20 protein-coding genes are annotated in these 24,717 nt (G+C 67.4%); 8 read left to right on the top strand and 12 right to left on the bottom strand.

Going from position 1 to position 24,717, the window contains the following annotated elements; all coding sequences use genetic code 11:
• Positions 1-98: 98 nt before the first annotated feature.
• The 3 genes from ACE3QW_RS04175 to ACE3QW_RS04165 all read left to right on the top strand — a co-directional run bounded on the left by ACE3QW_RS04175 (position 99) and on the right by ACE3QW_RS04165 (position 2,415).
• Positions 99-836, top strand: a complete 738-nt coding sequence (locus ACE3QW_RS04175; protein WP_024280086.1) for a FadR/GntR family transcriptional regulator — start codon at positions 99-101, stop codon at positions 834-836.
• On the top strand, positions 833-1,552 hold the full coding sequence (locus tag ACE3QW_RS04170) for a nitroreductase (protein WP_374250564.1): 720 nt from the start codon (positions 833-835) through the stop codon (positions 1,550-1,552). Before ACE3QW_RS04175 ends, ACE3QW_RS04170 begins: the two co-directional genes overlap by 4 nt.
• A 101-nt stretch (positions 1,553-1,653) precedes the next feature.
• Entirely contained in the window at positions 1,654-2,415 is a 762-nt protein-coding gene (locus ACE3QW_RS04165; RefSeq protein WP_374250563.1) for an SDR family NAD(P)-dependent oxidoreductase, read from the top strand.
• A 69-nt stretch (positions 2,416-2,484) separates the two neighbouring features.
• On the opposite strand, the gene ACE3QW_RS04160 is transcribed toward ACE3QW_RS04165, so the two are convergent.
• Positions 2,485-3,213, bottom strand: a complete 729-nt coding sequence (locus tag ACE3QW_RS04160; protein ID WP_374250561.1) for a TetR/AcrR family transcriptional regulator — start codon at positions 3,211-3,213, stop codon at positions 2,485-2,487.
• 128 nt (positions 3,214-3,341) lie between these two features.
• On the opposite strand from ACE3QW_RS04160, the gene ACE3QW_RS04155 reads away from it, so the two are divergent.
• The 4 genes from ACE3QW_RS04155 to ACE3QW_RS04140 are packed head-to-tail and all read left to right on the top strand — an operon-like array spanning position 3,342 to position 7,396.
• The gene (locus ACE3QW_RS04155) at positions 3,342-4,115 is read left to right on the top strand and encodes a cyclase family protein (protein ID WP_374250560.1); all 774 of its coding nucleotides are present in this window, start codon (positions 3,342-3,344) and stop codon (positions 4,113-4,115) included.
• A 48-nt stretch (positions 4,116-4,163) separates the two neighbouring features.
• Positions 4,164-5,090 carry a 3-keto-5-aminohexanoate cleavage protein gene (locus ACE3QW_RS04150; protein WP_374250559.1) on the top strand — a complete coding sequence of 309 codons (927 nt, stop codon included), beginning with the start codon at positions 4,164-4,166 and terminating at the stop codon, positions 5,088-5,090.
• Positions 5,091-5,106: 16 nt separating this feature from the next.
• Positions 5,107-6,123 carry an SMP-30/gluconolactonase/LRE family protein gene (locus ACE3QW_RS04145; protein ID WP_374250558.1) on the top strand — a complete coding sequence of 339 codons (1,017 nt, stop codon included), beginning with the start codon at positions 5,107-5,109 and terminating at the stop codon, positions 6,121-6,123.
• Between the two features lie 37 nt (positions 6,124-6,160).
• On the top strand, positions 6,161-7,396 hold the full coding sequence (locus ACE3QW_RS04140) for an ABC transporter substrate-binding protein (protein WP_374250557.1): 1,236 nt from the start codon (positions 6,161-6,163) through the stop codon (positions 7,394-7,396).
• A 111-nt stretch (positions 7,397-7,507) separates the two neighbouring features.
• Here ACE3QW_RS04140 and ACE3QW_RS04135 read toward each other — a convergent pair whose 3' ends face one another.
• The 10 genes from ACE3QW_RS04135 to ACE3QW_RS04090 all read right to left on the bottom strand — a co-directional run bounded on the left by ACE3QW_RS04135 (position 7,508) and on the right by ACE3QW_RS04090 (position 22,229).
• Complete coding sequence (locus tag ACE3QW_RS04135) at positions 7,508-8,308, bottom strand: SDR family NAD(P)-dependent oxidoreductase (RefSeq protein WP_374250556.1); 801 nt, start codon at positions 8,306-8,308, stop codon at positions 7,508-7,510.
• A gap of 147 nt (positions 8,309-8,455) precedes the next feature.
• Entirely contained in the window at positions 8,456-9,604 is a 1,149-nt protein-coding gene (locus tag ACE3QW_RS04130) for an alkene reductase (RefSeq protein WP_374250555.1), read from the bottom strand.
• Positions 9,605-10,152: 548 nt separating this feature from the next.
• Positions 10,153-12,021: a DEAD/DEAH box helicase gene (locus tag ACE3QW_RS04125; RefSeq protein WP_374250554.1), complete on the bottom strand. Its 1,869-nt coding sequence runs from the start codon at positions 12,019-12,021 to the stop codon at positions 10,153-10,155.
• Positions 12,022-12,384: 363 nt separating this feature from the next.
• Positions 12,385-16,089 carry a trifunctional transcriptional regulator/proline dehydrogenase/L-glutamate gamma-semialdehyde dehydrogenase gene (gene putA, locus ACE3QW_RS04120; RefSeq protein ID WP_374250553.1) on the bottom strand — a complete coding sequence of 1,235 codons (3,705 nt, stop codon included), beginning with the start codon at positions 16,087-16,089 and terminating at the stop codon, positions 12,385-12,387.
• Positions 16,090-16,347: 258 nt separating this feature from the next.
• A complete protein-coding gene (locus ACE3QW_RS04115) occupies positions 16,348-17,241 on the bottom strand; it encodes an NAD-dependent epimerase/dehydratase family protein (RefSeq protein ID WP_374250552.1) in 894 nt (297 codons plus the stop codon).
• Positions 17,242-17,391: 150 nt separating this feature from the next.
• Positions 17,392-18,405 carry a proline racemase family protein gene (locus ACE3QW_RS04110; RefSeq protein WP_029557517.1) on the bottom strand — a complete coding sequence of 338 codons (1,014 nt, stop codon included), beginning with the start codon at positions 18,403-18,405 and terminating at the stop codon, positions 17,392-17,394.
• Between the two features lie 35 nt (positions 18,406-18,440).
• Positions 18,441-19,229, bottom strand: a complete 789-nt coding sequence (locus tag ACE3QW_RS04105; RefSeq protein ID WP_029557516.1) for an ABC transporter permease — start codon at positions 19,227-19,229, stop codon at positions 18,441-18,443.
• Between the two features lies 1 nt (position 19,230).
• Positions 19,231-20,064 (bottom strand): ABC transporter permease, encoded by an 834-nt coding sequence (locus ACE3QW_RS04100; RefSeq protein WP_374250550.1) that lies wholly within the window; start codon positions 20,062-20,064, stop codon positions 19,231-19,233.
• Positions 20,064-21,125, bottom strand: a complete 1,062-nt coding sequence (locus ACE3QW_RS04095; RefSeq protein WP_374250548.1) for an ABC transporter ATP-binding protein — start codon at positions 21,123-21,125, stop codon at positions 20,064-20,066. The genes ACE3QW_RS04100 and ACE3QW_RS04095 overlap by 1 nt, the downstream gene beginning before the upstream one ends.
• A gap of 45 nt (positions 21,126-21,170) precedes the next feature.
• Positions 21,171-22,229, bottom strand: coding sequence for an ABC transporter substrate-binding protein (locus ACE3QW_RS04090; RefSeq protein ID WP_374250547.1), 1,059 nt, complete (start codon positions 22,227-22,229; stop codon positions 21,171-21,173).
• Between the two features lie 92 nt (positions 22,230-22,321).
• On the opposite strand from ACE3QW_RS04090, the gene ACE3QW_RS04085 reads away from it, so the two are divergent.
• Positions 22,322-23,386, top strand: a complete 1,065-nt coding sequence (locus tag ACE3QW_RS04085) for a GlxA family transcriptional regulator (RefSeq protein ID WP_374250546.1) — start codon at positions 22,322-22,324, stop codon at positions 23,384-23,386.
• Positions 23,387-23,546: 160 nt separating this feature from the next.
• Here the strand turns inward: ACE3QW_RS04085 and ACE3QW_RS04080 are convergent, their stop codons facing one another.
• The gene (locus ACE3QW_RS04080) at positions 23,547-24,716 is read right to left on the bottom strand and encodes an acetyl-CoA C-acyltransferase (RefSeq protein WP_374250545.1); all 1,170 of its coding nucleotides are present in this window, start codon (positions 24,714-24,716) and stop codon (positions 23,547-23,549) included.
• Between the last annotated feature and the right edge of the window lies 1 nt (position 24,717).

Genomic DNA, 24,717 nt, shown 5'->3' with positions numbered 1-24,717 from the left:
GTTTCTCGGCGAGCTGCCGAAGACCATGACCGGGAAGGTGCAACGCAAGGTGCTGCGCGACCTGGAGAAGGCCCGCGCCGCCGAGAGGATGGTCCCCGATGTCGCTCGCGCTTGATCCGGTGCAGGTGGAGCCTGCCTTCCGTCTCGTCGCCCGCACCATCGAGGACAAGATCCTGGCCGGCGAAATCGCGCCGGGGGATCTGCTGCCCTCCGAGGCCGGGCTCGCCGAGAAGCTGGGCGTGAACCGCTCCACCATCCGCGAAGCCATCCGCGTGCTGGAGCAGAACGGCTTCGTCAGGCGCGAGGCAGGGCGGAAGAAGCTCTATGCCTCCATCCCCCAGTCCGGCGACATTTCCCGCCGGCTCACGGCGGCGATGGTCCTGCATCAGGTGACGTTCGAGGAATTGTGGGAGGCCATGTACGCGCTAGAACCCGCCGCCGCAGCCTCCGCCGCCCAGCGCAGCGATGCGGCCGACCTCGAGGATCTGGAGCGCAATCTCGAGGAGACGCGCAAGGCGCTGAAGGATTCCACCAGCCTCACAGCCCTCGACATAGAGTTCCACGATCTGGTCGCCCGCGCCACCCGCAACCGGGCCATCCAGATGGCACGCCTGCCCATCTCCGAGCTGTTCTATCCGCCCTTCCTGAAGGTGATGTCGCGCCTCAATGCCGGCGAGCGCCTGCTGGTGGCCCATGAGGCGATCTTCGCGGCGGTGCGCGATCATGACGAGAAGCGCGCGCGGGACTGGATGGAGAAGCACATCCTGGACTTCAAGCGCGGCTACGAGCTCGCCAATCTCGACATGGCCACTCCAGTGGATATGCCCGAAAAATGAGTGCGCCCGCCCCCTCCCCCGCCGCTGTCACCTGCGGCGCCATCTCGGCCGAGGACGCCATCCGCTCGCGCCGCTCCATCCGCGCCTTCCTGCCGACACCGGTCGGCGACGAGACCGTCGCGGCCATACTGGAGCTTGCGGCCCGCGCGCCCTCCGGCACCAACATCCAGCCATGGCAGGTGCTGGTGCTGCGGGGCGAACCGCTCGCGGCGCTGACGCGCGAACTCCACGCCCTCTCCCTCGCCGGCGATCCCGGCACGGAGGAATTTGCCTATTACCCGCGGCAATGGCGCGAGCCCTATCTCTCCCGTCGCCGCAAGGTGGGGTGGGATCTCTATGGCACGCTTGGCATCGCCAAGGGCGACACCGAGCGGATGCGCCAGCAGCTCGCCCGCAACTTCCTGTTCTTCGACGCGCCCGTGGGCCTCATCTTCACCATCGACCGCGACCTGGAGCGGGGCTCCTGGCTCGACTACGGCATGTTCCTTCAGAACATCATGATCGCCGCGCGGGCGTTCGGCTTTCACACCTGCCCGCAGGCGGCCTTCAACGCCTATGGCGCGGTCATCGCGCGTCGCCTCGCCATTCCCGACACGCAGATGATCGTCTGCAGCATGGCGCTCGGTTTCGCCGATCCCGAGGCTCCGGAGAACACCTTCACCACGGTGCGAGAGCCTCTGGAGAACTTCGTGCGTTTCGTCGACCAGATCGCCTGAGCCGCACGCGAAATTTCATCCCCGATCGTTTCGTCCGTCCCGCTGCCGCGGGGCGATCGCCTGCGCATGTCATCTGCGCCTGTCACATGAATGGGGTCATCATGGATTTGAAGGACAAGGTTGCCATCGTCACCGGCGCCGCCTCCGGCCTCGGCAACGCCACCGCCCGCCGCCTCGCCGGCCTCGGCGCCCGCCTTGCCTTGGTGGACCTGAAGGAGGCGGGCATGTCGGCCCTCGCGCAAGAGACCGGGGCGCTGGCCCTCGCCTGCGACGTGGCCGATGGAGCAGCGTCCGAAGCCGCCTTCGCGCGGATCCTGTCGGAACGCGGCCGTCCTCACCTGCTGGTGAATTGCGCCGGTATCGCGCCAGGGGCCCGGATCGTGGAGAAGGAGGGGCCGGGCTCCCTCAGTGAATTCGAGCGCATCGTCCGCGTCAATCTCACGGGCACCTACAACTGGCTCCGCCTCGCCGCCGCTGCCATGGTGGAGAATGCGCCGGATGACGAAGGCCAGCGCGGCGTCATCATCAACACCGCGTCGGTCGCGGCCTATGAAGGCCAGATCGGCCAGACGGCCTATGCGGCGGCGAAGGGCGGCGTTGCGTCCCTGACCCTGCCGGCCGCCCGCGAACTGGCGCGCCACGGCATTCGCGTCGCCGCCATCGCGCCCGGACTGTTCGGCACGCCCATGGTGGAGGCGATGACGCAGGAGGTGCAGGACCGCGTCTTCGAGGTCATCCCGTTCCCCAAGCGTCCCGGCCGGCCGGACGAATTCGCCCGCATGGTCCTCAGCATCGTCGCCAACCCCATGATCAACGGCTCCGTCCTCCGGCTGGACGCCGGCCTGAGGATGCAGGCGCGGTAACGTTGAAGCGTTCGGCGAACCGCGAAGGGACAAGCCTCTTGCTGCCGCTCCCGTCACCCGGCGGCCCCTCTATCGCGGCGGCGCAGAGCCGCACATGGCATTGAGGCCGGCGGTGACGAACCGCACAAAATCCTCGAACAGCGCCGGATCGCCCGCCGTCGCCCGGCCCCCGGACAGGCGTTCGATGCGCTTGTCGGCCACATACATCAGCAGGGCGCCGACGGCATATTCATAGGCCCAGAGCAGCCGGTCGTCCGGGCAACCGGGAAGCGCGATGGCCATGGCCTCCAGGAAGGCGCGGACCAGCGGATCATAGAAGCGCTCGATGGTCTCGGTGGCTTCCGGGCCGGGGTCCCAGGCGGTGCGGGCGACCAGCAGGGAGAAGCTGTCGCCGCTCGCCGAATCGTGCAGCCGCACCACCGGCTCCGCCCACGCGGTGACGATCTCCGCCACCCGCCCTTCCCCGGGGCCACGCGCCCCGATCTCGCGGATGCGGGAGATGCGCTCGTCGAGATTGGCCTGTCGGTGGGCGAAGACGGTGGCGAGCAATTCCGGCTTGCGGCCGAAATAATAACCCACCAGGGCCACCGGCACGCCGGCGCGAGCGGCGATGTCGCGCACTGAGACCGCGGCATAGCCTCGCTCGGCAAAGAGAAATTCCGCGCTGGCGAGAATGTCCTGCCGGCGATCCGGCCGCTGCGGATCGCCGGGCGCGATTGCCGAGCGGCGCGCGCCCTTTCCCCGTCCGGACGGCGAGGCGGAGCGCCTGGCGGAAGATGGCTTCTTTGTCGTCTCCATGGACCTTTTCTAGCGTTACCGGTGCATCCGCACCAGCCATGGCGTCACGCCGACTTGTACAATTGTACAATAACATATACGACTGTACAAAACGAAGCCTGCGCGATGGGCCGGGAGGACGAGACGCCGTGCCAAGATTCGTCGATATCTCCATTCCGCTGGAAAACGACGTACCCGCCGACCCGCCCTTCCAGCGGGTCCGCATCGACTATTCCGTCCACACGGAAACCGCCGCCACCCTGTGCGCCGCCTTCCCCGGATTGAAGCCCGAGCAACTGCCCGAGGGCATGGGCTGGGCGGTGGAGACGGCCCACATCTCCACCCACAACGGCACCCATGTGGACGCGCCCTGGCACTATCACCCCACCATGGACGGCGGTGCCCGCGCCATCACCATCGACGAGATCCCGCTCGACTGGTGCTTCCGCCCCGGCGTGAAGCTGGACTTCCGCCATCTGCCGGACGGACATGTGGTGACGCCCGCCGAGATCGACGCGGAGCTCGCCCGCATCGGCCATACCCTGAACCCGCTCGACATCGTGGTGGCGAACACCTCGGCCGGCGCAGCCTACGGCCAGCCCGACTATATCGACAAAGGCTGCGGCTTCGGCCGCGATGCCACGCTCCACCTCGTGAACCAGGGCGTGCGCGTGGTGGGCACAGACGGCTGGAGCTGGGATGCGCCCTTCTCCTTCACCTCGCGCCGCTTCGCCGAGACGGGCGATGCCTCCCTCATATGGGAAGGCCACAAGGCCGGGCGCGAGAAGGGCTACTGCCAGATCGAGAAGCTCCACAATCTCGAGGCGCTGCCTGCCACCGGCTTCACCATCAGCTGCTTCCCGGTGAAGGTGCGCGCCGCCTCCGCCGGCTGGACGCGGGCCGTCGCCATCCTTCCCGATTGAACACTTTCCAAAACGCTTCCCAAAACGCTTCCTTGGCGGAGACATGTCTTGAGCAAGGTCATCATCACCTGCGCGGTGACGGGCGGCATCCACACGCCCACCATGTCCGACGCGCTGCCCATCACGCCCAACGAGATTGCCGAGCAGGCCATCGCGGCCGCCGAGGCCGGCGCCGCCATCCTGCACCTCCACGCCCGCGATCCCAAGGACGGGCGGCCCACGCCCGATCCCGCCGTGTTCATGGAATTCCTGCCGCGCATCAAGCAGGCGACCGACGCCGTGATCAACATCACCACCGGCGGCGGCCTGAACATGACGGTGGAGGACCGCCTCGCCGCGCCGCTGAAGGCCGCGCCGGAGATGTGCTCGCTGAACATGGGCTCCATGAACTTCGCCCTGCACCCGCTGGCGAAGCGCTATTCCAACTGGAAGCACGACTGGGAGGAGCCCTACCTCACTGGCACCAAGGACTTCATCTTCCGCAACACGTTCGGCGACATCGAACGCATCTACAAGATGCTGGGCGAGGAGCACGGCACCAAGTTCGAGCATGAATGCTACGACGTGGGCCACCTCTACAATCTCGCCCATTGCCTCGATCAGGGCTGGTTCCGCCCGCCGGTGTTCCTGCAGCTCATCTTCGGCATCCTCGGTGGCATCGGGCCGGACATGGACAATCTGATGTTCATGAAGCGCACGGCCGACAAGCTGTTCGGCAAGGACTATCACTGGTCGGTGCTCGCCGCCGGCCGCCACCAGATGCCGTTCGCGACGCAGGCGGCCATGATGGGCGGCAATGTGCGGGTGGGGCTGGAGGACAGCCTGTTCATCGGCCGCGGCAAGCTCGCATCCAGCAATGCCGAGCAGGTGGCGAAGATCCGCCGCATCCTGGAAGAACTCGGACACGAGATCGCCACCCCGGACGAGGCCCGCGCCACCCTCGGCCTGAAGGGTGCCGACAAGGTAAGCTTCTGAAAACCTGAGGAACGCCATGGCCACGCCCAACCCCATCGACGGCTTTACGGTAGACCCCGCCGCCATCGCCTATGTGGGCGAGGGCCTGCAGCGTCCCGAATGCATCCTTGCCGAGCGTGACGGCTCCCTGTGGAGCGCGGATGCGCGCGGCGGTGTGGTCCACATCCGCCCAGACGGCACCCAGAAGCTGATCGCGCAGAGCGAGGCGACGCATTTCGCCTCCGCCACCGACGAGGAGACGCGCTTCGTCTCCGGCACGCTGCCCAACGGCCTCGCCTTCGCCCGCAACGGCGACATCCTGATCTCCAATTTCGGCACCGACCGGCTGGAGATCATGACCCGCGACGGCCAATCCCGCGTGCTCGCCGACACCATCGACGGCGCGCCCATCGGCAAGGTCAATTTCGTGCTGCGCGACAGCCGCGACCGCATCTGGCTCACCATCTCCACCCGCATCAGGAACTGGATGCAGGCCATGAGCCCGAACGTCTCGGACGGCTATGTGGCGCTCTACGAGAACGGACACCTGCGCATCGTCGCGGACGGCTTCTGCTTCACCAACGAGATCCGCTTCGACGCCAACGAGGAATGGCTCTATGTGGTGGAGACGGGCGGCAAGCGGGTGACGCGCCTCAGGGCCCTGCCCAATGGCGATCTCGTGGACCGCGAGACCTTCGGCCCCTCCGACCATGGCGCCTTCATCGACGGCATCGCCTTCGACGCCCATGGCAACCTCTGGGGCACCCATGTGATGACGGACCGCATCTTCGCCATCACCCCGGACGGCGACCTGCGCATCATCCTCGACGACGACCACGGCAGCCCGGCCGGCAAGGTGCTGATGGCCGCCCTGGAGAAAGACGCCGTGACGCCGGAGCTGATGCTCGCCTGCGGCGGCACCATCGCGCCGTGGTTCGCCAGCGTGACCTTCGGCGGGCCGGACCTCAGGACCGTCTATGTGGGCAGCCTGCGCGGCACCCGCATTCCCTTCTTCCGCTCACCGGTGGCGGGCCTGCCCATGGTCCACTGGTGACGGCCGACCAATAAAAAACACGAACGGGAGGACATCCATGACAGCGAAATTCGGCCCCCTCGCCTTGGCCCTGGCGGCGGGACTTGCCGCGGCTCCGGCGGCGGCGGAAATCTCCGGCGGCACGGTGAAGGTGGGTGTGCTCACCGACATGTCCGGCGTCTATTCCGACATCACCGGCAAGGGCTCACTCATCGCCGCCCAGATGGCCATCGACGACTGCCTGAAGGCCGAATGCGCCGGCATGAAGATCGAGATGGTCTCCGCCGACCACCAGAACAAGGCGGACATCGCCTCCGCCACCGCACGCAAGTGGATCGATCAGGACGGCGTGGACGTCCTCGCCGACATGTCCAACGCCTCCATCCAGCTCGCCATCGCGCCGCTGATGAAGGAGAAGAACCGCGTCGCGCTCTTCCCCGGCGGCACCGCGCGCCTCACCGGCGATGCCTGCCAGCCCGGCCATGTGGTGCAGTGGATGTGGGACACCTATGTGCAGGTGGCCGGCATCGCCAACCGCCTCACCCAGCCCGGCACCTCCTGGTATCTGGTGACGGCGGACTATGCCCTCGGCCAGCAACTGGAGGCGGACGCCAAGACGGTGGTGGGCAAGAAGGGCGGCAAGGTGCTCGGCTCCGTGCGCCACCCCTTCCCGGCGGTGGACCTCTCCTCGCCCCTGCTGACCGCCCAGGGTTCGGGCGCCGACATCATCGCCCTCGCCAACGCCGGCAACGACACGGTGACGGGCATCAAGACCGCCCGCGAATTCGGCATCACCACCTCGAAGCAGAAGCTCGTCGCCTTCTTCCTCACCGCGCTGGACGTGAAGAGCGTGGGCCTGCCGGTGGCGCAGGGAACGCTGCTCTCCGAAGGCTTCTACTGGGACCTCGACGACGGCACCCGCGCCTTCTCGGAGCGCTTCAAGGCGCAGAATGGCAAGATCCCGTCCGCCATCCACGCCGGCGTCTATTCCTCCGTCCTGCACTATCTGAAGTCGGTGGCGGCCACGAAGAGCGATGATGCCGAGACCGTGGTGAAGAAGATGGGCGAGCTGCCCATCAAGGACGACGTCGTGCGCAACGCCAAGCTTCGGGCGGACGGCCGCATGGTGCACGATTTCTACGTGTTCGAGGTGAAGGCGCCGGACGCCTCCAAGGGCGAGTGGGACCTCTACAAGCTGGTCGCCACGCTGCCCGGCGACGAGGCCTTCCGCCCGCTCTCCGAAAGCGCCTGCCCGGCCATCATCGCCGCGCGCGGCGAGAAGAAGGCGAACTGAGCGACAACGGGGCCGCGCGTCCGGCACGGCCCCGTAGCGGCTTCGTCCCCTTGCCGCTTTCAAGTGCGCACGGGATCGACGTGTCAGGAGTCCGCGGCCCAGAGCAAGAGGTTAGCCGCGGCGGACGGCACCGCGCAGGGTCGGCAGTCCGATGCCCGCAGCGTCGAAGCCGCCGTCCACGGCGAGTTCCTGCCCGGTGATGTAGCTTGCCTTGTCACTGCACAGGAAGAGGACCGCCTCCGCGAGCTCCTCCTCCAGCCCATAGCGGGCGAGCGGGATGGCGTCGTGATAGTCGGCGCGGATCGCGGGCGAATGCACCTCTTTCGCCATGGCGGTGTCCACCGGCCCCGGCGCCACCGCGTTGACGCGGATGCCGAAGCCCGCGAGTTCCACCGCGAGCTGCTTGGTGAGGTGCGCGAGCGCAGCCTTGCTGGTGCCGTAGGCGGCCCGCAGGGTCGAGGCCCGCAGCCCGGAGATGGACGTGATGTTGACGATAGCCCCACCACCCTGACGCGCGATCAGCGGCACGGTGGCTTTGGTGCAGTTGAACGGGCCGGACAAGTTGACATCGAGCACACGGCTCCATTCCGCGTCCGTCGTCTCGAGAATGGGCTTGAACACGGCGATACCGGCATTGTTGACCAGCGCATCGAGCCGACCGAACCGGGCGTCGATCGCCTGAACCGCGGCAGCGACCGCCGCCGGATCAGCCACATCGCAGACCAATGCGAGCGTGCGCTCGGGCTCCGCCAGGGCGGCGAAGGCCTCCTGGAGCAGCAGGGGCTCGATATCGAGCAGCGCCACCCGCCAGCCGTCGGCAATGAACTTGCGCGCCACGGCAAGTCCGATGCCGCGCGCCGCGCCCGTGACTAGAGCAACCTTGGGATCTGGGAAGGTGGAGGTTTCGGGCATGACCGTTTCATCGTGGAATGATCTTGCTGAGGCTCATACCCCGACGGTCGGCGAAACGGAATGCCCGCTGCAACAGACACCGCGGCGGGCGTCTCCTGCTTCGGAGGAAAGGCTCGGCGAAGAACGCCGAGCCCTCGCTTGCCGCAACTAGCGGAAATCGCCGGTGGCAATGGGGTCGGAACCCGGGAAGGTCTCCTCGAGCGCCTCGTCGAGCAGCGCCGCGTCGGCGGTGGGATAATCGGTGTAGCCCTCCGGCCCCTGCGTGTACCAGGTCTCCATGTGGTCCGGCGCGAGCGGAATCGCGTGCCGGATGCGGGAGGGCAGATCGGGATTGGCAAGGAAGCCGCGGCCGAAGGCGATGGCGTCCGCCTCGCCCTTCTCAAGGGCGGCCATGGCACGGGCGCCGTCGAAATCGGAATTCAGCACTAGCGGCCCGTCGAACACGGCCCGGATCTCCGGATGGACCGGCGGATGGTCCGGCGTGCCGCGGGTGCCCTCCGGTGGCGGCTCGCGCAGTTCGAGGAAGGCGATGCCGATGTCCGACAGGATCTGCGCGGCGTGGCGGAACAGGGGCACCGGATCGGGATCGTTGACGCCCTGGCTCTCCCCGTTGGGCGACAGGCGCACGCCCGTGCGGTCGGCGCCGATCTCTCCGGCCACGGCCTCCGTCACCTCGCGCAGCAGACGGGCGCGGTTCTCGATGGAGCCGCCGTAGGCATCGGTGCGGTGATTGGCCGAGGCGCGCAGGAACTGGTCGATCAGATAGCCGTTCGCGGCGTGGATCTCCACGCCGTCGAAGCCGGCGAGGAGGGCGTTGCGGGCCGCCCGGCGATAGTCGTTGAGCAGGCCGGGGATCTCGGCGGCATCGAGGGCACGGGCCTCGGCATGGGGTTGCTTGCCGTCATAGGTATGGGCGTAGGCCGGCGCGGTCGTCGCCGATGCGGAAACGGCCTTGGCGCCGTCAAGGAAGCTCGGATGCACGATCCGCCCCATGTGCCAGAGCTGGCACACCATGCGCCCGCCGGCGCTCTTCACCGCGTCCGTCACCGGCCGCCAGGCGGCGACCTGCTCGTCGCTCCAGATACCTGGCGCGAAGGGCCAGCCGAGGCCCTGTCGGCTGATGCCGGTGGCTTCGGAAATGATGAGGCCGGCGCTGGCGCGCTGGGCATAATATTCCGCCATGAGCGCGGTGGGCACATGCTCGCGCGTGCCGCGGCCACGGGTCAGGGGCGCCATGAACATGCGGTTCGGCGCCGCGATGGCACCCATCTGGATGGGATCGAACAAGGTGGGCATGGGTCTTCTCCGGGAGCTCTAGGAATAGCCGCCCTCGGCCGGCGTCTGGCTGCGAAAGATGGGGCGGACGATTGGCTGCAGGCGAGAGGTCAAGGCGGGACGACCACACCGGCGCCCCGGAAGAGCAAAGCGGGGAGCGCTTGCCGAGGCGGCCGCCTGTTGGATCGCGACGGCATGGAGGGTCGTGTCGGGACAGCAGGACACGGCGAGCGTGCCGAAGGCGGCGACGAAGATCAAGGCCGCGGGCGCAACCGCAGTTGCTCGCGCCCCCCAAGCGACCAGCGGCGGCCGGAAGTTCACCGGCCGCGCCATTGCCCTGAGCACGGCCGCTGACAGCCTCGACGGTGTCGCGAGCCGCAGCCGTCTCTTCGCCGCGGACCTCGCATCACCGCGTCGCGCCCTCGACGCCTCTCCACATATCGGCAGTCTGGGCACGAAGCCTTTCTCCGGACACGGCCCGTCCCGGCGTCCTGATCGAGCACCATCCTTTCAGCGCCCCCTCCCCGCGCATTGACCGTCAACGCCGGAGAATAGCGCCGGAGACACCATCAGGAGCGTCGTGTCGGCTTTCCTTTTGGCTTTCCCTCGAATGCGTTCGGACGCCCGCTTCTACGCTGGTTCTCGCCTTTGCCTTGACCAGACGGCTTGGCCTCGCGTGGCTTCTCGAACCCGGCCTTGCCGTGCTCCGCCCTGCCATCGGCAGATTTCCCCTGCGCGGGCCTGTTGCGAAACGTCTTGCCGCGGGGGGGCTCCCCGGATGGTGGAAAGCCGCGCGCCGGCTTCCCGCGGGCGGGCCGCTTCGAAGGCTCAGCAGGCTGGCCGGGCAACAGTTCGATGACGACATCGTCGCCATCCGCCCTGCGGGCCGCCTTGCCGAAGCGGTCGGCGGCAGCGAGGCTGACCTCGAAAGCCGTCTCCTCATCGGATATGCGGATGACGCCGATATCCTTGCGCGTCACGTTCCCGCGCCGGCAGATCAGGGGCAGCAGCCATTTGGGATCGGCATTGTTGCGGCGCCCGACATTCAGGCGGAACCAGACACTGCCGGCGCCCGAGCCGCCGTCGAAATCCCGGCCGGCCGCCCGGTCGCGCGCGGCACGGGGCTCACCCGGATCGGCGACCTCCTCCGGGGCCGGCAGGCCGGCCCTGTAGAGGCGCACCAGCGCAGCGGCCAGATGCTCGGGCGAATGCGCGGCGAGCAGCGCGAGGCCGGCGCTGGCATCCTCTTCATTCGGCTCATCGGTGATGACCGCATCGCTCAGCATCCGTTCGTGGTCGAGCTTGCGGATGTCCTCGGAGGTGGGCGGGCCGGACCATGAGGGCCGGATGCCGATCGCCCGCATGAGATCCTCGGCCCGGCGCCGGCGAAACGGCGGCACCAGCAGCACGCTCACGCCCTTGCGCCCCGCCCGGCCGGTGCGGCCGCTCCGGTGCTGCAAGCTTTCGGCATCGTTGGGCAGGTCGGCGTGGATGACGAGGCCGAGGTTCGGCAGGTCGATCCCCCGCGCGGCGACGTCGGTGGCGACACACACCCGCGCGCGCCCGTCCCGCAGCGCCTGCAAGGCGTGGTTGCGCTCGTTCTGGCTCAGTTCTCCGGACAGCGCGACGGCCGAGAACTGGCGCTCCTGAAGCATGGCGTGCAGACGCCGCACGGCCTCCCGCGTGTTGCAGAACACGATGGCGCTAGGGGTATCATAATAACGCAGAACGTTGACGATCGCATGCTCGACCTCGGTCGGCGCAACGCGCATGGTGCGGTATTCGATGTCGGCGTGCCCGCCTTCGGCCCCCGCCACCTCGATGCGCAAGGCATCGCGCTGGTAGCGCTTGGCGAGCGCGATGATCCCGCGCGGCATGGTTGCAGAAAACAGCAGGCTGCGCCGCTCCGGCGGGGTGGCGTCGAGAATGAATTCGAGATCCTCGCGGAAGCCGAGATCGAGCATCTCGTCGGCCTCGTCGAGCACGGCCACGCGCAGCGCAGAGAGGTCGAGGCGGCCGCGTTCCAGATGATCGCGCAGGCGGCCGGGCGTGCCGACGACGATGTGGGCGCCCCGCGCCAGCAGGCGCTGCTCCTGGCGCGGGTCCATGCCGCCGACGCAGGAGACGATGCGGGCTCCGGTCGCTGCGTAAAGCCAAGCGAACTCACGCTGGACCTGCAACGCCAGTTCCCGTGTGGGCGCCACCACCAGCGCCTGCGGCACGCTCGCGAAGTCGAAACGCTCCGCGGTGCCCAGCAGCGTCTCCGCCATGGCGAGGCCATAGGCGACCGTCTTGCCGGAACCCGTCTGGGCCGAGACGAGAAGATCGCGACCTGACGCCTCGGGCGCCAGCACGGCGAGCTGCACCGGCGTCGGATTGTCGTAATCTTTTTCCGCCAGGGAGCGGGCGAGCGCCGGATTTGTCGTCAGGAAGGGCACGGCTGGGTCCGCCTATCTCGCAGTATCGTCAGGCGTCGAAGGGTAGCCGTCGGAAAGCATGTGGAACGCCTTCCTAATACCCCGGGAGCCAAGACGCCACAGCCGCCAGGGTGCGCTTCTAAGGCACATGGCGTCGTTTTCGTAAAGCTGTGACCCGCCCCGGGACGAGCAGCCACCGGTTTCCTGCACGCCTCCTTCCCTGAATTTCGAGGTATGGAGGCCCCGATGGGCAAAGCGAACTTCACCGGGAACGCTGAGCGCGACGCCGTCCTGCAAGCCAGTGGTGACGATGACCAAGGTCTGATCGTAGAGCCGGCCTGATATGCATCTTTATAAATACAACAACCGCGCCCGAAGCGGACCTTATGACAATCCGATACTCATCAGGCTGGCGTTTCCTCCCGCGGCGGCGGTATTGATGGATGTCGAGACCTCCTCCATCAGCCAGTTGAGGCAATAGGCATCAGGATCGGTGAGCAGGTCCGGTGTCGACGCGGATTGGGCCAGCACCAAGGGGCCGTCGAGCGTCGCGATCTTGATGTTCACCGCACGGACGCGCTCAGCCTCGCCCTCGATGAGGGCACCTGAGAACGGGCCGTCGGCCTGCCAATCCGAACTCAGCTTTATGCGGGCGGCGACGGCGGCCGGGAGATCGGAAAGCGCACCGTGCAGTCCGGGCGCAGCATCGATGGCGACGAGATTCCCGGTCGCGAGAGCCGCGGCGATCTGGCGGTAGAGGCCCCGCTCCGTCTGTGGCACGAGGAGGATGAGGCCGCGCGGGTGGAGCGCGTAGAGGTTGCGCTCGCCTTCCGGGCCGGCGAGTTCCTTCTCCACCCCGAGCGCGGAGCGCACCGCGAACTCCCGCGCCGCGTTGGCCTCCGAGCGCAGTCCCTTGCGGCTGAGCCAGCTCGCGAAATCGAGCACCGCCGGGTCGGTGTGCACCGTGCCCTGCAGCAGCGGCACCGGCGCTTTCCGAACGAGGCGTCCGACATAAAGCGGGCCGCCGGCCTTCGGGCCGGTTCCCGACAGGCCCCGGCCGCCGAAAGGCTGGACGCCGACCACGGCACCGATGATGTTGCGATTGATGTAGAGATTTCCAGCCTTGATGCGGCTCGTCACGTGCTCGATCGTCTCGTCGAGGCGCGTATGGAGGCCGAAGGTCAGTCCGTAGCCCGAAGCGTTGATGTCGTCGATCAGCCGGTCCAGCTCGTCCCGGCGATAGCGGATGACATGCAGCACCGGCCCGAACACCTCCCGCGTGAGGTCCGAGAGGCTTCGCAGCTCAATGATCGTCGGGGGAACGAAGGTGCCGCGCGCGGCGGTGGCGGGCAGGTCGAGCTGCTCCACCCCGCATCCAAGCCCGCGCATGCGTTCGATGTGCGCGGTGATCTCGTCTCTGGCGCCTTGCGAGATGACGGGGCCGATGTCCACGCTCAGCCGGTCGGTGCGGCCGATCGCAAGCTCCCTCAGCGCGCCTTTGAGCAGGCGCAGCGTCCTGTCGGCCACCTCCTCCTGCAGGCAGAGGACGCGAAGCGCGGAGCAGCGCTGCCCGGCGCTGTCAAACGCCGAGGCGATGACGTCAGGGACCACCTGCTCGGCGAGCGCCGAGGAGTCCACGATCATGCCGTTCTGCCCGCCGGTCTCGGCGATCAGCGGGATCGGCTTGCCGGTGGAGGACAGGCGCTCGGCAAGCTGCGCCTGAATGAGGCGCGCCACCTCGGTCGAGCCCGTGAACATCACGCCCGCCGTTTCCGGCGCCGCGATGAGCGCGGACGCGAAACGCCCGCTGCCGGGCACGAACTGGAGGGCGCCGCGCGGCACGCCGGCTTCATGGAGAATCCGGATGCTCTCGAACGCGATCAGCGGGGTGGCGCCGGCCGGCTTCGCCATGACCGGATTGCCGGCGACGAGCGCCGCCGCGACCTGGCCGGTGAAGATCGCCAGCGGGAAGTTCCACGGACTGACGCAGACGACCGGACCGAGCGGCACGTGCGACGGCCCCAGAGTCCGGCGGGCCTGGTCGGCGTAGTAGCGCAGGAAATCGATGGCCTCGCGCACTTCCCCAACGGCATTCGCCGCCGATTTGCCCGCCTCGCGCATGAGGATCCCCATGAGGGCGTCCATGCGCGACTGCATGATGTCGGCGGCGCGTTCCAGGCACGCGGCGCGCGCATCGGGCGGCACGGCCGCCCAGCCCGGTGCGCCATTGGCGGCAAGGCGCGCCACGTGTGTGGCGGCCTCAAGGGGCAACTCCGTGACCATGCCCACGGTATCCGTGTGATCGGCCGGGTTCAGGATCGCGCGCGCATCGCCCGCATCCGAGCCGTCCGAAAGCAGCGGAACCGCATGCAGTCCCAGGCGGGCGCCCGCACCGAGCGCGCGGGAGAGCCGCGCAAGCGACGGCTCGTCGGACAGATCGATGCCTTCGGAATTCAACCGCTCGTGCCCGAAGAGCGCGCGGGGAAGCGATATCTGATCGTGCGGCGCCCCGATGACGGGCATCCCCCGGACAAGGTCGGCGGGATCAACCACCAGGTCGTCGACCGAGACGTTCGGGTCCGAGATCCGGTGGACGAACGAGGAGTTCGCGCCGTTTTCCAGAAGCCGCCGCACGAGATAGGCCAACAGCGTCTCATGGGTGCCGACGGGCGCGTAGATCCGGCATGGCCGATCGAGATTCTGCGCGCCGACCACCTCGTCATAGAGCGGCTCACCCATGCCGTGGAGGCACTGGAACTCATACTGGCCGACGCGGAAATCCGGCCCGGCCAGATGATAGATCGTCGCCAGCGTCTGGGCATTGTGGGTGGCGAACTGCGGAAATACCGCGTCGCGCGCGTCCAGCAGCTTCCGCGCGCAGGCGATATAGGCGACGTCGGTGTGGACCTTGCGCGTGTAAACCGGGAAGTCCTTCAGCCCATCAACCTGCGCCCGCTTGATCTCGGCATCCCAATAGGCGCCCTTGACCAGCCGCACCATGATGCGGCGTCCGGAGCGCCGCGCCAGATCGATGATGTGATCGAGCACGAAAGGGCAGCGCTTTCCATAGGCCTGGACCACGAAGCCCAGACCGTCCCACCCCTTGAGGCTCTCGTCGAGGCTGAGTTCCTCGAGGATGTCGAGGGAGAGCTCCAGGCGGTCCGCTTCCTCCGCATCAATGTTGAGACCGATGTCGTAGCGACGCGCCAGGACAGCGAGGTCGCGCACCCGTGGCAGCAGCTCGGCCATGACGCGCTCCGCCTGCGCGCGGCTGTAGCGGGGGTGCAGCGCGGAGAGCTTGATGGAAATTCCCGGGCCGTCGTAGATGCCCCGCCCGTCCGCCGCCGTTCCGATGGCGTGAATGGCGTTCACGTAATCCGCAAGGTAGCGCTGGGCGTCGTCCGCCGTGATGGCGGCCTCGCCGAGCATGTCATAGGAATAGCGGAAGCCACGCGCCTCTAACGGACGGGCCCGCTTGAGCGCTTCGTCGATGGTTTCGCCGGTGACGAACTGCTCGCCCATCATGCGCATGGCCATGTCCACGCCATGGCGGATGACCGGCTCGCCGCATCTTGCGATCACCCGGCCCAGCGCCGCGGAGAGGCCACGGTCGTTGACCGTGGATGTCAGCTTTCCAGTGACCAGCAGCCCCCATGTGGCGGCGTTGACGAACAGCGGACGGTCGCTTCCGAGGTGGGACTTCCAGTCGCCCGAGGAAAGCTTGTCGCGGATGAGCGCATCCCGCGTGGCGCTGTCGGGAATTCTCAATAGCGCTTCCGCGAGGCACATCAGGGCCACGCCCTCCTGGCTGGAAAGCGAATACTCCTGCACCAGCCCCTCGACGCCGCCTCCTCTGCGCTTGGCCCGCACGGCGTTGATGAGATGTCGCGTGGTCCGGGCGATCGCGTCCTTTGTCTCCTGCGGAAAGGTGGCTGCCGCCAGAAGAGGCGGCACGCACTCCGTTTCCGGACGGCGGCAGGCCGCAGAAATGGCGCGACGCAGGTCGCCCTGCGGTCGGACGGGAGGGGCGAAGCGTGCGAACGGTGCGAGAGCTTCCCCGTCGGTCATGAAAGTCATCGTGTTCGACATCAAGCACACTCAGCGAAGAGGGGATCATCGAAATGTGGATGCTTGCCGCGCATCCGGGATCTTGTGCTTTGCTGGGCCGTTCAGATTTTCCGGTCCGACGGTGACGCCCGTAAGGATGGCCCGCATTGCAAAGGGCCGATAGTGCTTCACGAGGTTCGTCTGCCCGCCGATGTCGAACGTGCCGCCCCGGCACGCATCTCGCTGCGCCTTGATCAGGCAGCGGACGGGCTTTGCGGCCGGGACCAGCAGGGGCCAGCTCTACTTCGCATACCGGTCGGACAGGAACGCGAGGGCGGTCGGCCCCTTCGGCGTCCAATCGAGATCGTGCCGTGTCGCGATCCCTCTCATCCGGGTGTTCGATCCAAAAGTGAAGCGGGCCTTCTCATTGCCCAGAACCGCCGACGCTTCGTCGATGGTCCAGCTGCCATCAGCCGGATGCCCGTGCAGGCGGTTGAGCTGACGGACCAAGTCGCCGAACGAGACCTCCCCGCTCTCCACGAAGTAGAACGCGCCCGACCGGCCGCGCTCGATGGCCAGATGATAGGCCCGTACGACGTCGTCAATATGGACGGACGAGGTGATGTTCCGTCCGGGCCCGATGTAGCGGGCGCCGGACCGGCTGGCCTGAGCGGCCAGAAATGGAATCTGGATGCTGTCCTTCTTGGCGCCGAGCCCCTCGCCATAGATGAGGCTGTTGCAAAGAACCATCGGCCGAAGACCCCGCAAGGCGCTGCGCCGCACGGCCGTGTCGATGGCGAGCCGGTGGGCTTTCTGCGGAACCGGCATGAGCGGCGTGCTCTCATCGTGGATCCTGTCGCCATACTCACCGTGCGCATCATCCGCGATCAGGCTGGATCCGCTCGAATGAACCAGGGTCTTTCCGGTGCCGGCGAGGCCCTCGATCAGGGCATCGACAGCCATGGCATGATCCGAACTGGCAGCATTGACGACCACATCGGCGAGGGCAGCCGAGGACGCCAGGAGCCGGCCGTCATCGAGGCTCCCGATCACGCTCCGGAACCCGGCAGCTTCCATCAGCTCCGCCTGATCTGCGCGGCGGACGAGACCGGTGACAGTCGCGCCCTCAGCCTTCAGGCGCGAGGCCACCGAACCGCCGAGATAGCCGGTGATCCCGGTGATGAATACCTTCATGTTCAACCTCCGATTTCGGCTCTTCCGCCGGAACGCAGGGCGGTCCACGTCAGGCAAGGCGGGCGACGACACCGCCCTCCGGCAGGGCACGGTCGGATGTCATCGCATCGCCGCGGGCCGCACGGGGCGTTGCGGCCGACGTGGGCCGTCTCATGCGACGAGGAAGCCGGCATCCACAGGATCCTCGCGGTTGATCGTCCAACGCGCCGTGCCCAGCAGGCCCGCGGTGCCTTTCACGGTCGGGCGTACCGCCCGGGTGCCATTCAGATTGGCCTCGCCGATGAGGCAGCCCTCGAAGGTCCCGGACCCGATCAGTCCCTCGGAGCGGATCGGCTGGTGCAGCTTCAGCTCGCCGCGCGCCTCGAACATCGCCATCATCGCGCTGGTGCCGGTGCCGCCGGGGGAGCGATCCAGCTGTCCCGCGGAAAAGACGTGGACGTTCTTGTAGAAGGCGCCCTCGATCGTTGGCTCGTGCCAGAAGGTGACGAAGTTGAAATTGTCGATGTGGCTCGAAGCGGGGTGCCGAATCCCCACCTTCTGACGCAACTGCTCTCGCGCGATCACGCCGAGCTGCGACAACTGGGACCCGTTTTCCGGCGAAATCCTGAGCGAGGTGCCGCGCAAATCGATGATGCCGAAGTAATTGCCGCCCCAGACGATATCGGCCTTGAGCGCGCCGATGCCGGGCAAATCGAACGGCACGTCCTGGGCCGCGACGTAGGCCGGGACATTCTCGAAGCGCGTCCACAGCACCTGCGGGCCGTCGTTGGCGACCTCGGCCGTCACCAGTCCGGCGGTGGTTTCGAAGCGGATGGTGGTGCGGCCGTTCTCGCCGCGCCGGGCGAGGCCGAGCGCGACCATGGCCATGCCGATGGCGATGGTCCCGTGGCCGCACATGTGGGAATATTGCGTGCCGTCGATATAGATCAGGCCGGCATCGTACTCGGGGCTGGACGGCGGCGTGAGGAAGACGCCGAACATGTCCTTGTGCCCGCGGGGCTCGCGCATCAGCGCGCAGCGCACCCAGTCATAGTTTTCCTGAAGGTAACGGCGCTTCTCCAGGATGCTCGATCCGGCGGGATAGGGGATGCCGCTGTGGATGATGCAGAGGGGCTCGCCCTCGGTGTGCGTATAGATGACGTCGAAGACATTCTGCAGGCGCATTGTGGACTCCTCGGGACAACAATTGGCGGGATGAGTTAGCGGCTCCGCTCCGAGAGCAGGTCGAGGCCGATGGTCAGGTCGAGCAGCACGATGACGACCGCGGCGACGATGATCGTCAGGCCGGAGACGGCGGCAATCGTCGGATCGATCGAGTACTGGACGTAGTTGAATAACTGGACCGGGATCGTGGTCAGCTCGGCGGTGGTGTTGAAGATGCTGAGCTCGACATTGATCCACGACGCGATGAAGGCGAAGGTCGCGCCGCTGGCGACCCCGCTGCGGATCTGCGGCAGGGTCACGAGGAAGAAGGTCGTCAGCGGGGGGGCTCCGAGATCGGCGGAGGCTTGCTCCAGGACGAGCTGGTCGTCGCTGAGCTGCGGCAGCACAGCCCGCAGCGCGAAGGGCATGATGATCACCACATGCCCGACCAGCAGCGCCGGGAAGCTGCGCACCAGTCCGATGGCGCCGCCGTACTGCAACAGCGCGGCGCCGAGCACGACATGCGGCAGGATGAGCGGAGACATCAGCGTTGCCGTGAACAGGCCGCGTCCGATGAACCGATAACGCGCGATGGCGATGGCCGCAGGCACGGCCAGAAACACCGCCAGGATGGTCGCGGCCACCGCCAGCTGCGTGCTGACCAGGAAGGCCGAGACATAGGACGGATCGCCCAGCATCTTGCCGTACCAGGACAGGGTCAGCCCCCGCGGCGGAAAGGCGAGAAAGCTGGTCGTGGTCAGTGATGCCCCGACCAGGACGACAAGGGGCAGCGCGAGATAGGCGAGCGCGGCGAACGAGACAATGCGGACGAGAGCCGAGACCATCTCATGTCCTCCTTGGCTCGCTGAGCCGGCCGGCAATGGTGACGAGCGCCAGCGTCATCACCAGCATCGTCATGCTCAGGGCACCGCCGTAGTTGAAGTCGAAGACCGAGCTGTATTGCTGGAAGATCAGCATGGAGAAGACCGTGATCTGGCCCCCGCTGAGCAGAGCGGGCGTGACATAGGCGCTCGCCGCCAGCATGAAGACCATGACCGCTCCGGACATGAGGCCGGGCAGGCTGAGCGGGAAGATGATCCGCCAGAACGTATCCGCCGGCGTCGCGCCGAGATCGGCCGAGGCCAGCTCCACCGCCTCGCCCACCTTCGCGAGGGCGTTGCCGACCGTCAGGACGATGAACGGCAGGAGGATGTAGACGAGGCCGATCAGGATGCCGAGCTCGGTGCCGAGGAAGCGCATGGGCCGCTCGATCAGGCCGAGTGCGATCAGCCCGTCATTGACGAGGCCGTTGCGGCCGAGCAGCACCATCCAGCCGAAGGAGCGCACGATGTTGCTGGTGAACATCGGCACGACCAGCAAGATCAGGCAGGCGCGCCGCCAGGGCCGCCACCGGATGACGCGGACGAGATACCAGGCGAGCGGGTAGCCGATCAGAACGCAGGCGAGCGTGGTCAGGATGCTGATCCGGAATGTCACCCACAGCACGTTCCAGTGATAGGCGTCGGCGAGGATGCGGACGTAGTGCGAGAGTGTCGGCAGCCCTTTCGGGGTCGTCAGACTCGCGATCAGGACCACCGCCATCGGCGCCAGGAAGAAGGCGACGAAAAAGCCCGCCGGCAGGATGCAGAGCAGGAGGACAGGGCGCAGCGTGCCGCGCATCACGCATCCCCCGTCACGAGGCGCAGATCGGCGACGCGGATGTTCGCGAAGACGAGTTGGCCGGTGGTTAGCCCGGCCAGGGCCGACGGGGCGAGCCGGGCGGTCAGTGTGGAGCCGCCCAGGGCGAGGGAGGCCATGGCATGGCTGCCGACATGGGCGATGTCGGACACGACGACCGGCAGAGCGAGACGCCCCGGAGCCGGCTCCGTCATGACGACAACATCCTCGGGCCGCAGCACGGCCGTGAGCGCGGCCTGCGGATATTCCGGCGAAGCCGGCAGGGTGATCGAGCCGCCGAGCAGCGACAGACTGCCGTCGCCGTGCCTCTCGACCGGGATCAGATTGGCATCGCCGATGAAATCGGCGGCGAAACGGGTCGCCGGGCGGGCATAGATGTCCTGGCCGCGGCCGATCTGCTCGATGCGTCCGCCCCTCATCAGCACGATCCGGTCGGCCAGCACCATCGCCTCCTCCTGGTCGTGGGTCACGAACAGGAAGGCGATGCCCAGCCGGTGCTGGATCCGCTTGAGTTCGGTCTGGACCTTCTTGCGGAGCTTCAGATCAAGCGCGCTCAGGGGCTCGTCGAGCAGGAGCAATTGCGGACGGTTGACGATGGCGCGTGCCAGGGCGACGCGCTGCTGCTGCCCGCCGGATAGCTGTGCGGGCAGGCGATCGTCGAAACCGGTCAGGCCCACAAGGTCCAGCGCCTCGGTGGCGCGTCGCGCGGCCTCCGCCTTGCCGGCCCCCTGCCGGCGCGGACCGTAGGCGACGTTTTCCACGACAGTGAGGTGCGGGAACAGCGCGTAGTTTTGGAAAACGGTGTTCAGCGGGCGCCGATAGGGCGGCAGCCGCGTCACATCCTTGCCTGCCAGGTGGATGGTGCCGGCGTCGGGCGTGAGGAAGCCGGCGATGCAGCGCAGCAGGGTGGTCTTGCCGCAGCCCGAAGGACCGAGCAGGGCGATGAACTCGCCCTGCTCGACGTCCAGCTCGATGTCCGTCAGCGCCGGCTGTCCGCAGAACGACTTGGATAGCCCACTGAGGGTGAGGATGGAGGTGCTCATCCGACGGCTCCGGATCTGGGGCTCGCGCTGCTGGTGTCGGCCAGCTTACTTGCGGGCGATTTCGCGGTTCCACGTATCGACGACGCCCGCGCGCAGCGCGTTGATGTCCGCCCAGTTGAAGAGCATCAGGCTTTTGACCGATCCCGTCTCTCCCCAGGGGAGCTTGCGGGCGGTTTCCGGCTTGACCGAGACGTTCTTCACCGAAGGTCCGAGGTAGAGCTTCTCCGCGAGGCATCCCGACGCCTCGGGCGTCAACGCCTGGTTGATGAACTTTTCGGCGGCTTCCTTCTTCGCGCTCCCCTTCACGAGGTGCAGCCGGGTATCCCCCGCCCAGGCCCCTTCCTTCGGTACGACGAAGCCGATGGGCAGGCCTTTGTCCGCCAGATCCCAGGCGCCCACGTTGAAATGCGCGCCGATGATCGCCTCTCCGCTCTGGAAGGCGTTGGTTGCAGCGCCCGAGGAATCGAAGAACAGGGCGGCCTTGAGTTCCTTGATCTTCTTGAAGGTCGGCGCGAGATCGCTGGTGGGGACGCCCCCAATCTTCGACAGGAAGATGATGAAGGGCACACCGGACGCGTTGGCGGGCGAGGGAATGGTCACGGCATCGGCGAATGCGGGGTTCCAGAGGTCGTTCCAGGACGTCGGGGCGGTCTTGATCTTCTGCGTGTTGTAGGCGAGCCCGAGCGAGTAATAGCCGGTGCCGACCGCATAGGTCGTGGCGCCGCTGCGGTAGACTGCCTCCGGCACGGCGTTGGCAAGGTTCGGGATCGCCGCCGGATCGAGCGTTTCGACCACATCCGCGGCGAGTGCGAGTTCGCTGATGCCCCCATCCATCCACGCCACGTCGATGGTGGGCGCCCCCTTCTGCTGCTGCAACTTCGACAGGGTGACGGTAGAGGTGCCGATCTCCGCCTTGACGGCGACGCCGGTCGCCTTGGTGAAGGGGTCCGCGATGCAGGCGCGGAAGGCATCCCCCCAATTGCCCCCGAACCAGGCGACGGTGATGGACGGGGGCTGTTGCGCCATGGTCGGAGCGGCGGGCAGCGTCGCGGCGACCAGGGTGGTCGATAACACTGCCTTGGCCAGCCGGATGGAAAGGGTCATCGTTGTTCTCCTCTGCCGAGCGTCTTCGCGCTTCTGTGAGGTCATGATGGCGCGCCGGCTGCAAAGCGCACTAGAATGGGCCGGCCTAAAATTTGAACATTCGCGACATGCGCCCCCTGCGTCCTCCCCGTGCCAGCGATCACCCGCCGCCCCCTGCGCCGCCCGCCGCCCGGCTGCGGATCGGCTTCCTGCTGCTCGACAAGTTCACGCTGGCCGCCTTTTCCGGACTGATCGACGTGCTGCGGCTGGCGGCCGACCATGGCGGACGCAGCCGCAAGCTCCATGCGAGCTGGACCGTGATGAGTCTGGACGGCCAGCCGCGGCGGTCGAGCTGCGGGATATTGGTCACCCCGAACGGCGACCTGATGGATCCGGCCAACTTCGACTACCTCGCCGTGTGCGGCGGCAACGACTATCTCAACGATGCATTGCCTGAGAGCCTGCTCGCCTACCTGCGGCGGGCGGCGGCGTCAGGCGTGCGGCTGCTCGGGATCTGCACCGGCACATTCGCCATCGCCAGGGCCGGCCTTGTGGGGCCGCGGCGGGTCTGCGTTCACTGGAACGTGCTCGATGCCTTCAAGCAGCGCTTCCCGAAGGTGCAGGCGGGGGTGGAGCGTCTCTTCATCGACGAGGGGGATCTGATCACCTGTGCCGGCTCCACGGCGGCGATCGATCTCGGCCTTTACCTGGTCGCGCGCCACTGCGGCCGGGACAAGGCTCAGCAGGCCATGCGGCACATGATGCTGCAGCACATGCGGCCGGCCGAGATGCCCCAGCCGCATTTCTATGCGGAGATCGGCCCCCACCTTGACGTCAGGGTGCAACAGGCCGCGCAGTTCATCGAGCAGCGGCTGGACAATCCTCCGCCGGTCGCGGCCATCGCGCGCTATGTGGGTGTCAGCCCGCGCCAGCTCGAGCGCCTGTTCGCGGTATCCCTCGGTCAGAGCCCGGCCGCGTTCCAGCGCGGCCTCCGGCTCGACTATGCACGATGGCTGATCCTCAACAGCAAGCGATCGCTGACAGACATCGCGATGGGAGCAGGCTTCGCCGACAGCGCCCACCTGTCACGGGACTTCAAGACCGCGTTCGGGGAAACGCCGCGATCCCTGCGCCGCAACGCAAGCACAGGCCGGGCGGATGCCGGCAATCCGGGCTGACGGACCGGGAGTCGCCGGCCTTGCGACAGTCTCTCGCCCCTGCCCGGTGATCCCTTTGCTCCCCCCGCGTCCGGGCGGGAGAAGGCCGAGCGAAAGAACCAGGTCGGCTGGCGCGGGAGCCCGTCTTGATACGACGCCTTCGGCGTGACGAGCGGATCGCTCAGGGCTCGATCCGCTCAATGATGGTCGCGGTGCCCAGGCCACCGCCACAGCACATGGACTGCAGGCCGAACCGCCCACCGCGTCGCTCCAATTCGCCCAGCAACAGCGTCATCAGCCGCGCCCCGGAGGAGCCCAGCGGATGGCCCATGGCAATGGCACCGCCATTGACATTGACCCGCGAGAGGTCGGGCTGGATTTCATCGATCCAAGCCCCGAGCACCGAAGCGAATGCCTCGTTGACCTCGAACAGGTCGATATCGCTGAGCGCCAGCCCGGCGCGGGCGAGGATGCCCCGGGTCGCCGGGATCGGGCCCGTGAGCATGATCTCGGGATCGACACCGACAACCAGCTGCGCATGGACGCGGGCGCGGGGCGTAAGTCCCAAGGCACGGGCCTTGCCGGCGCTCATGAGCAGGAGAGCCGCCGCCCCGTCCGAAACCTGGCTGGCATTGCCCGCCGTCACCCGGCCGTCCGGGCGGAAGGGCGGCTTCAGGGTCGCAAGCTTCTCCACGCTCGATCCGGGCCGCACGCCCTCGTCGCGCGTGAGCATCACACCGTCGGCCCCCTCAATGGGTATCATGTCGGCATCGAACCGACCCGCCTCCTGCGCCGCGGCGGCACGGCGGTGGCTTTCCACGGAAAGCTCATCCAGATAGATCCGATCCAGATGCCACCGCTCGGCGATCCGCTCGGCCGCCTCGCCCATGCTGGGCATGGAGAAGCGCTCGACCAGATCCTTCGGATAACGCGCGCCGTAGCGCGTATCGTCATTGCCGCCACGGGTGGCCGACATGATCTCGACGCCGCCGGCCACAACCACATCGCAGACGCCGGAGCGGATCAGCGTATCGGCGAAGTGCACCGCTTGCTGAGACGAACCGCACGCGCGCTGCACGGTGGAGCCCGGAACCGTCACCGGCATTCCCGCCATGAGGAGCGCCGTGCGCGCCACGTTGCCGGCCTGCATGCCCACCTGCGTGGCGCAGCCGGCGACCACGTCATCCACCAGTCCCGGATCGAGTCGGCTGCGCTCCAGAAGGCGGGCGAAGACGTGGCCAAGCAACGCCGCCGCATGCCATTCCCGGAGGGCACCATCCCGGCGCCCGACCGGCGTGCGGACGGCATCAATGATGACCGGTTCATGGTCGCCGACCTCGTGAAACTTCATC

This window comes from Xanthobacter sp. (genome assembly GCF_041911315.1).
GTDB lineage: Bacteria > Pseudomonadota > Alphaproteobacteria > Rhizobiales > Xanthobacteraceae > Xanthobacter > Xanthobacter aminoxidans.
Note: the sequence above shows the minus strand (reverse complement) of the source record. Positions and strands in the feature narration are given on the sequence as shown.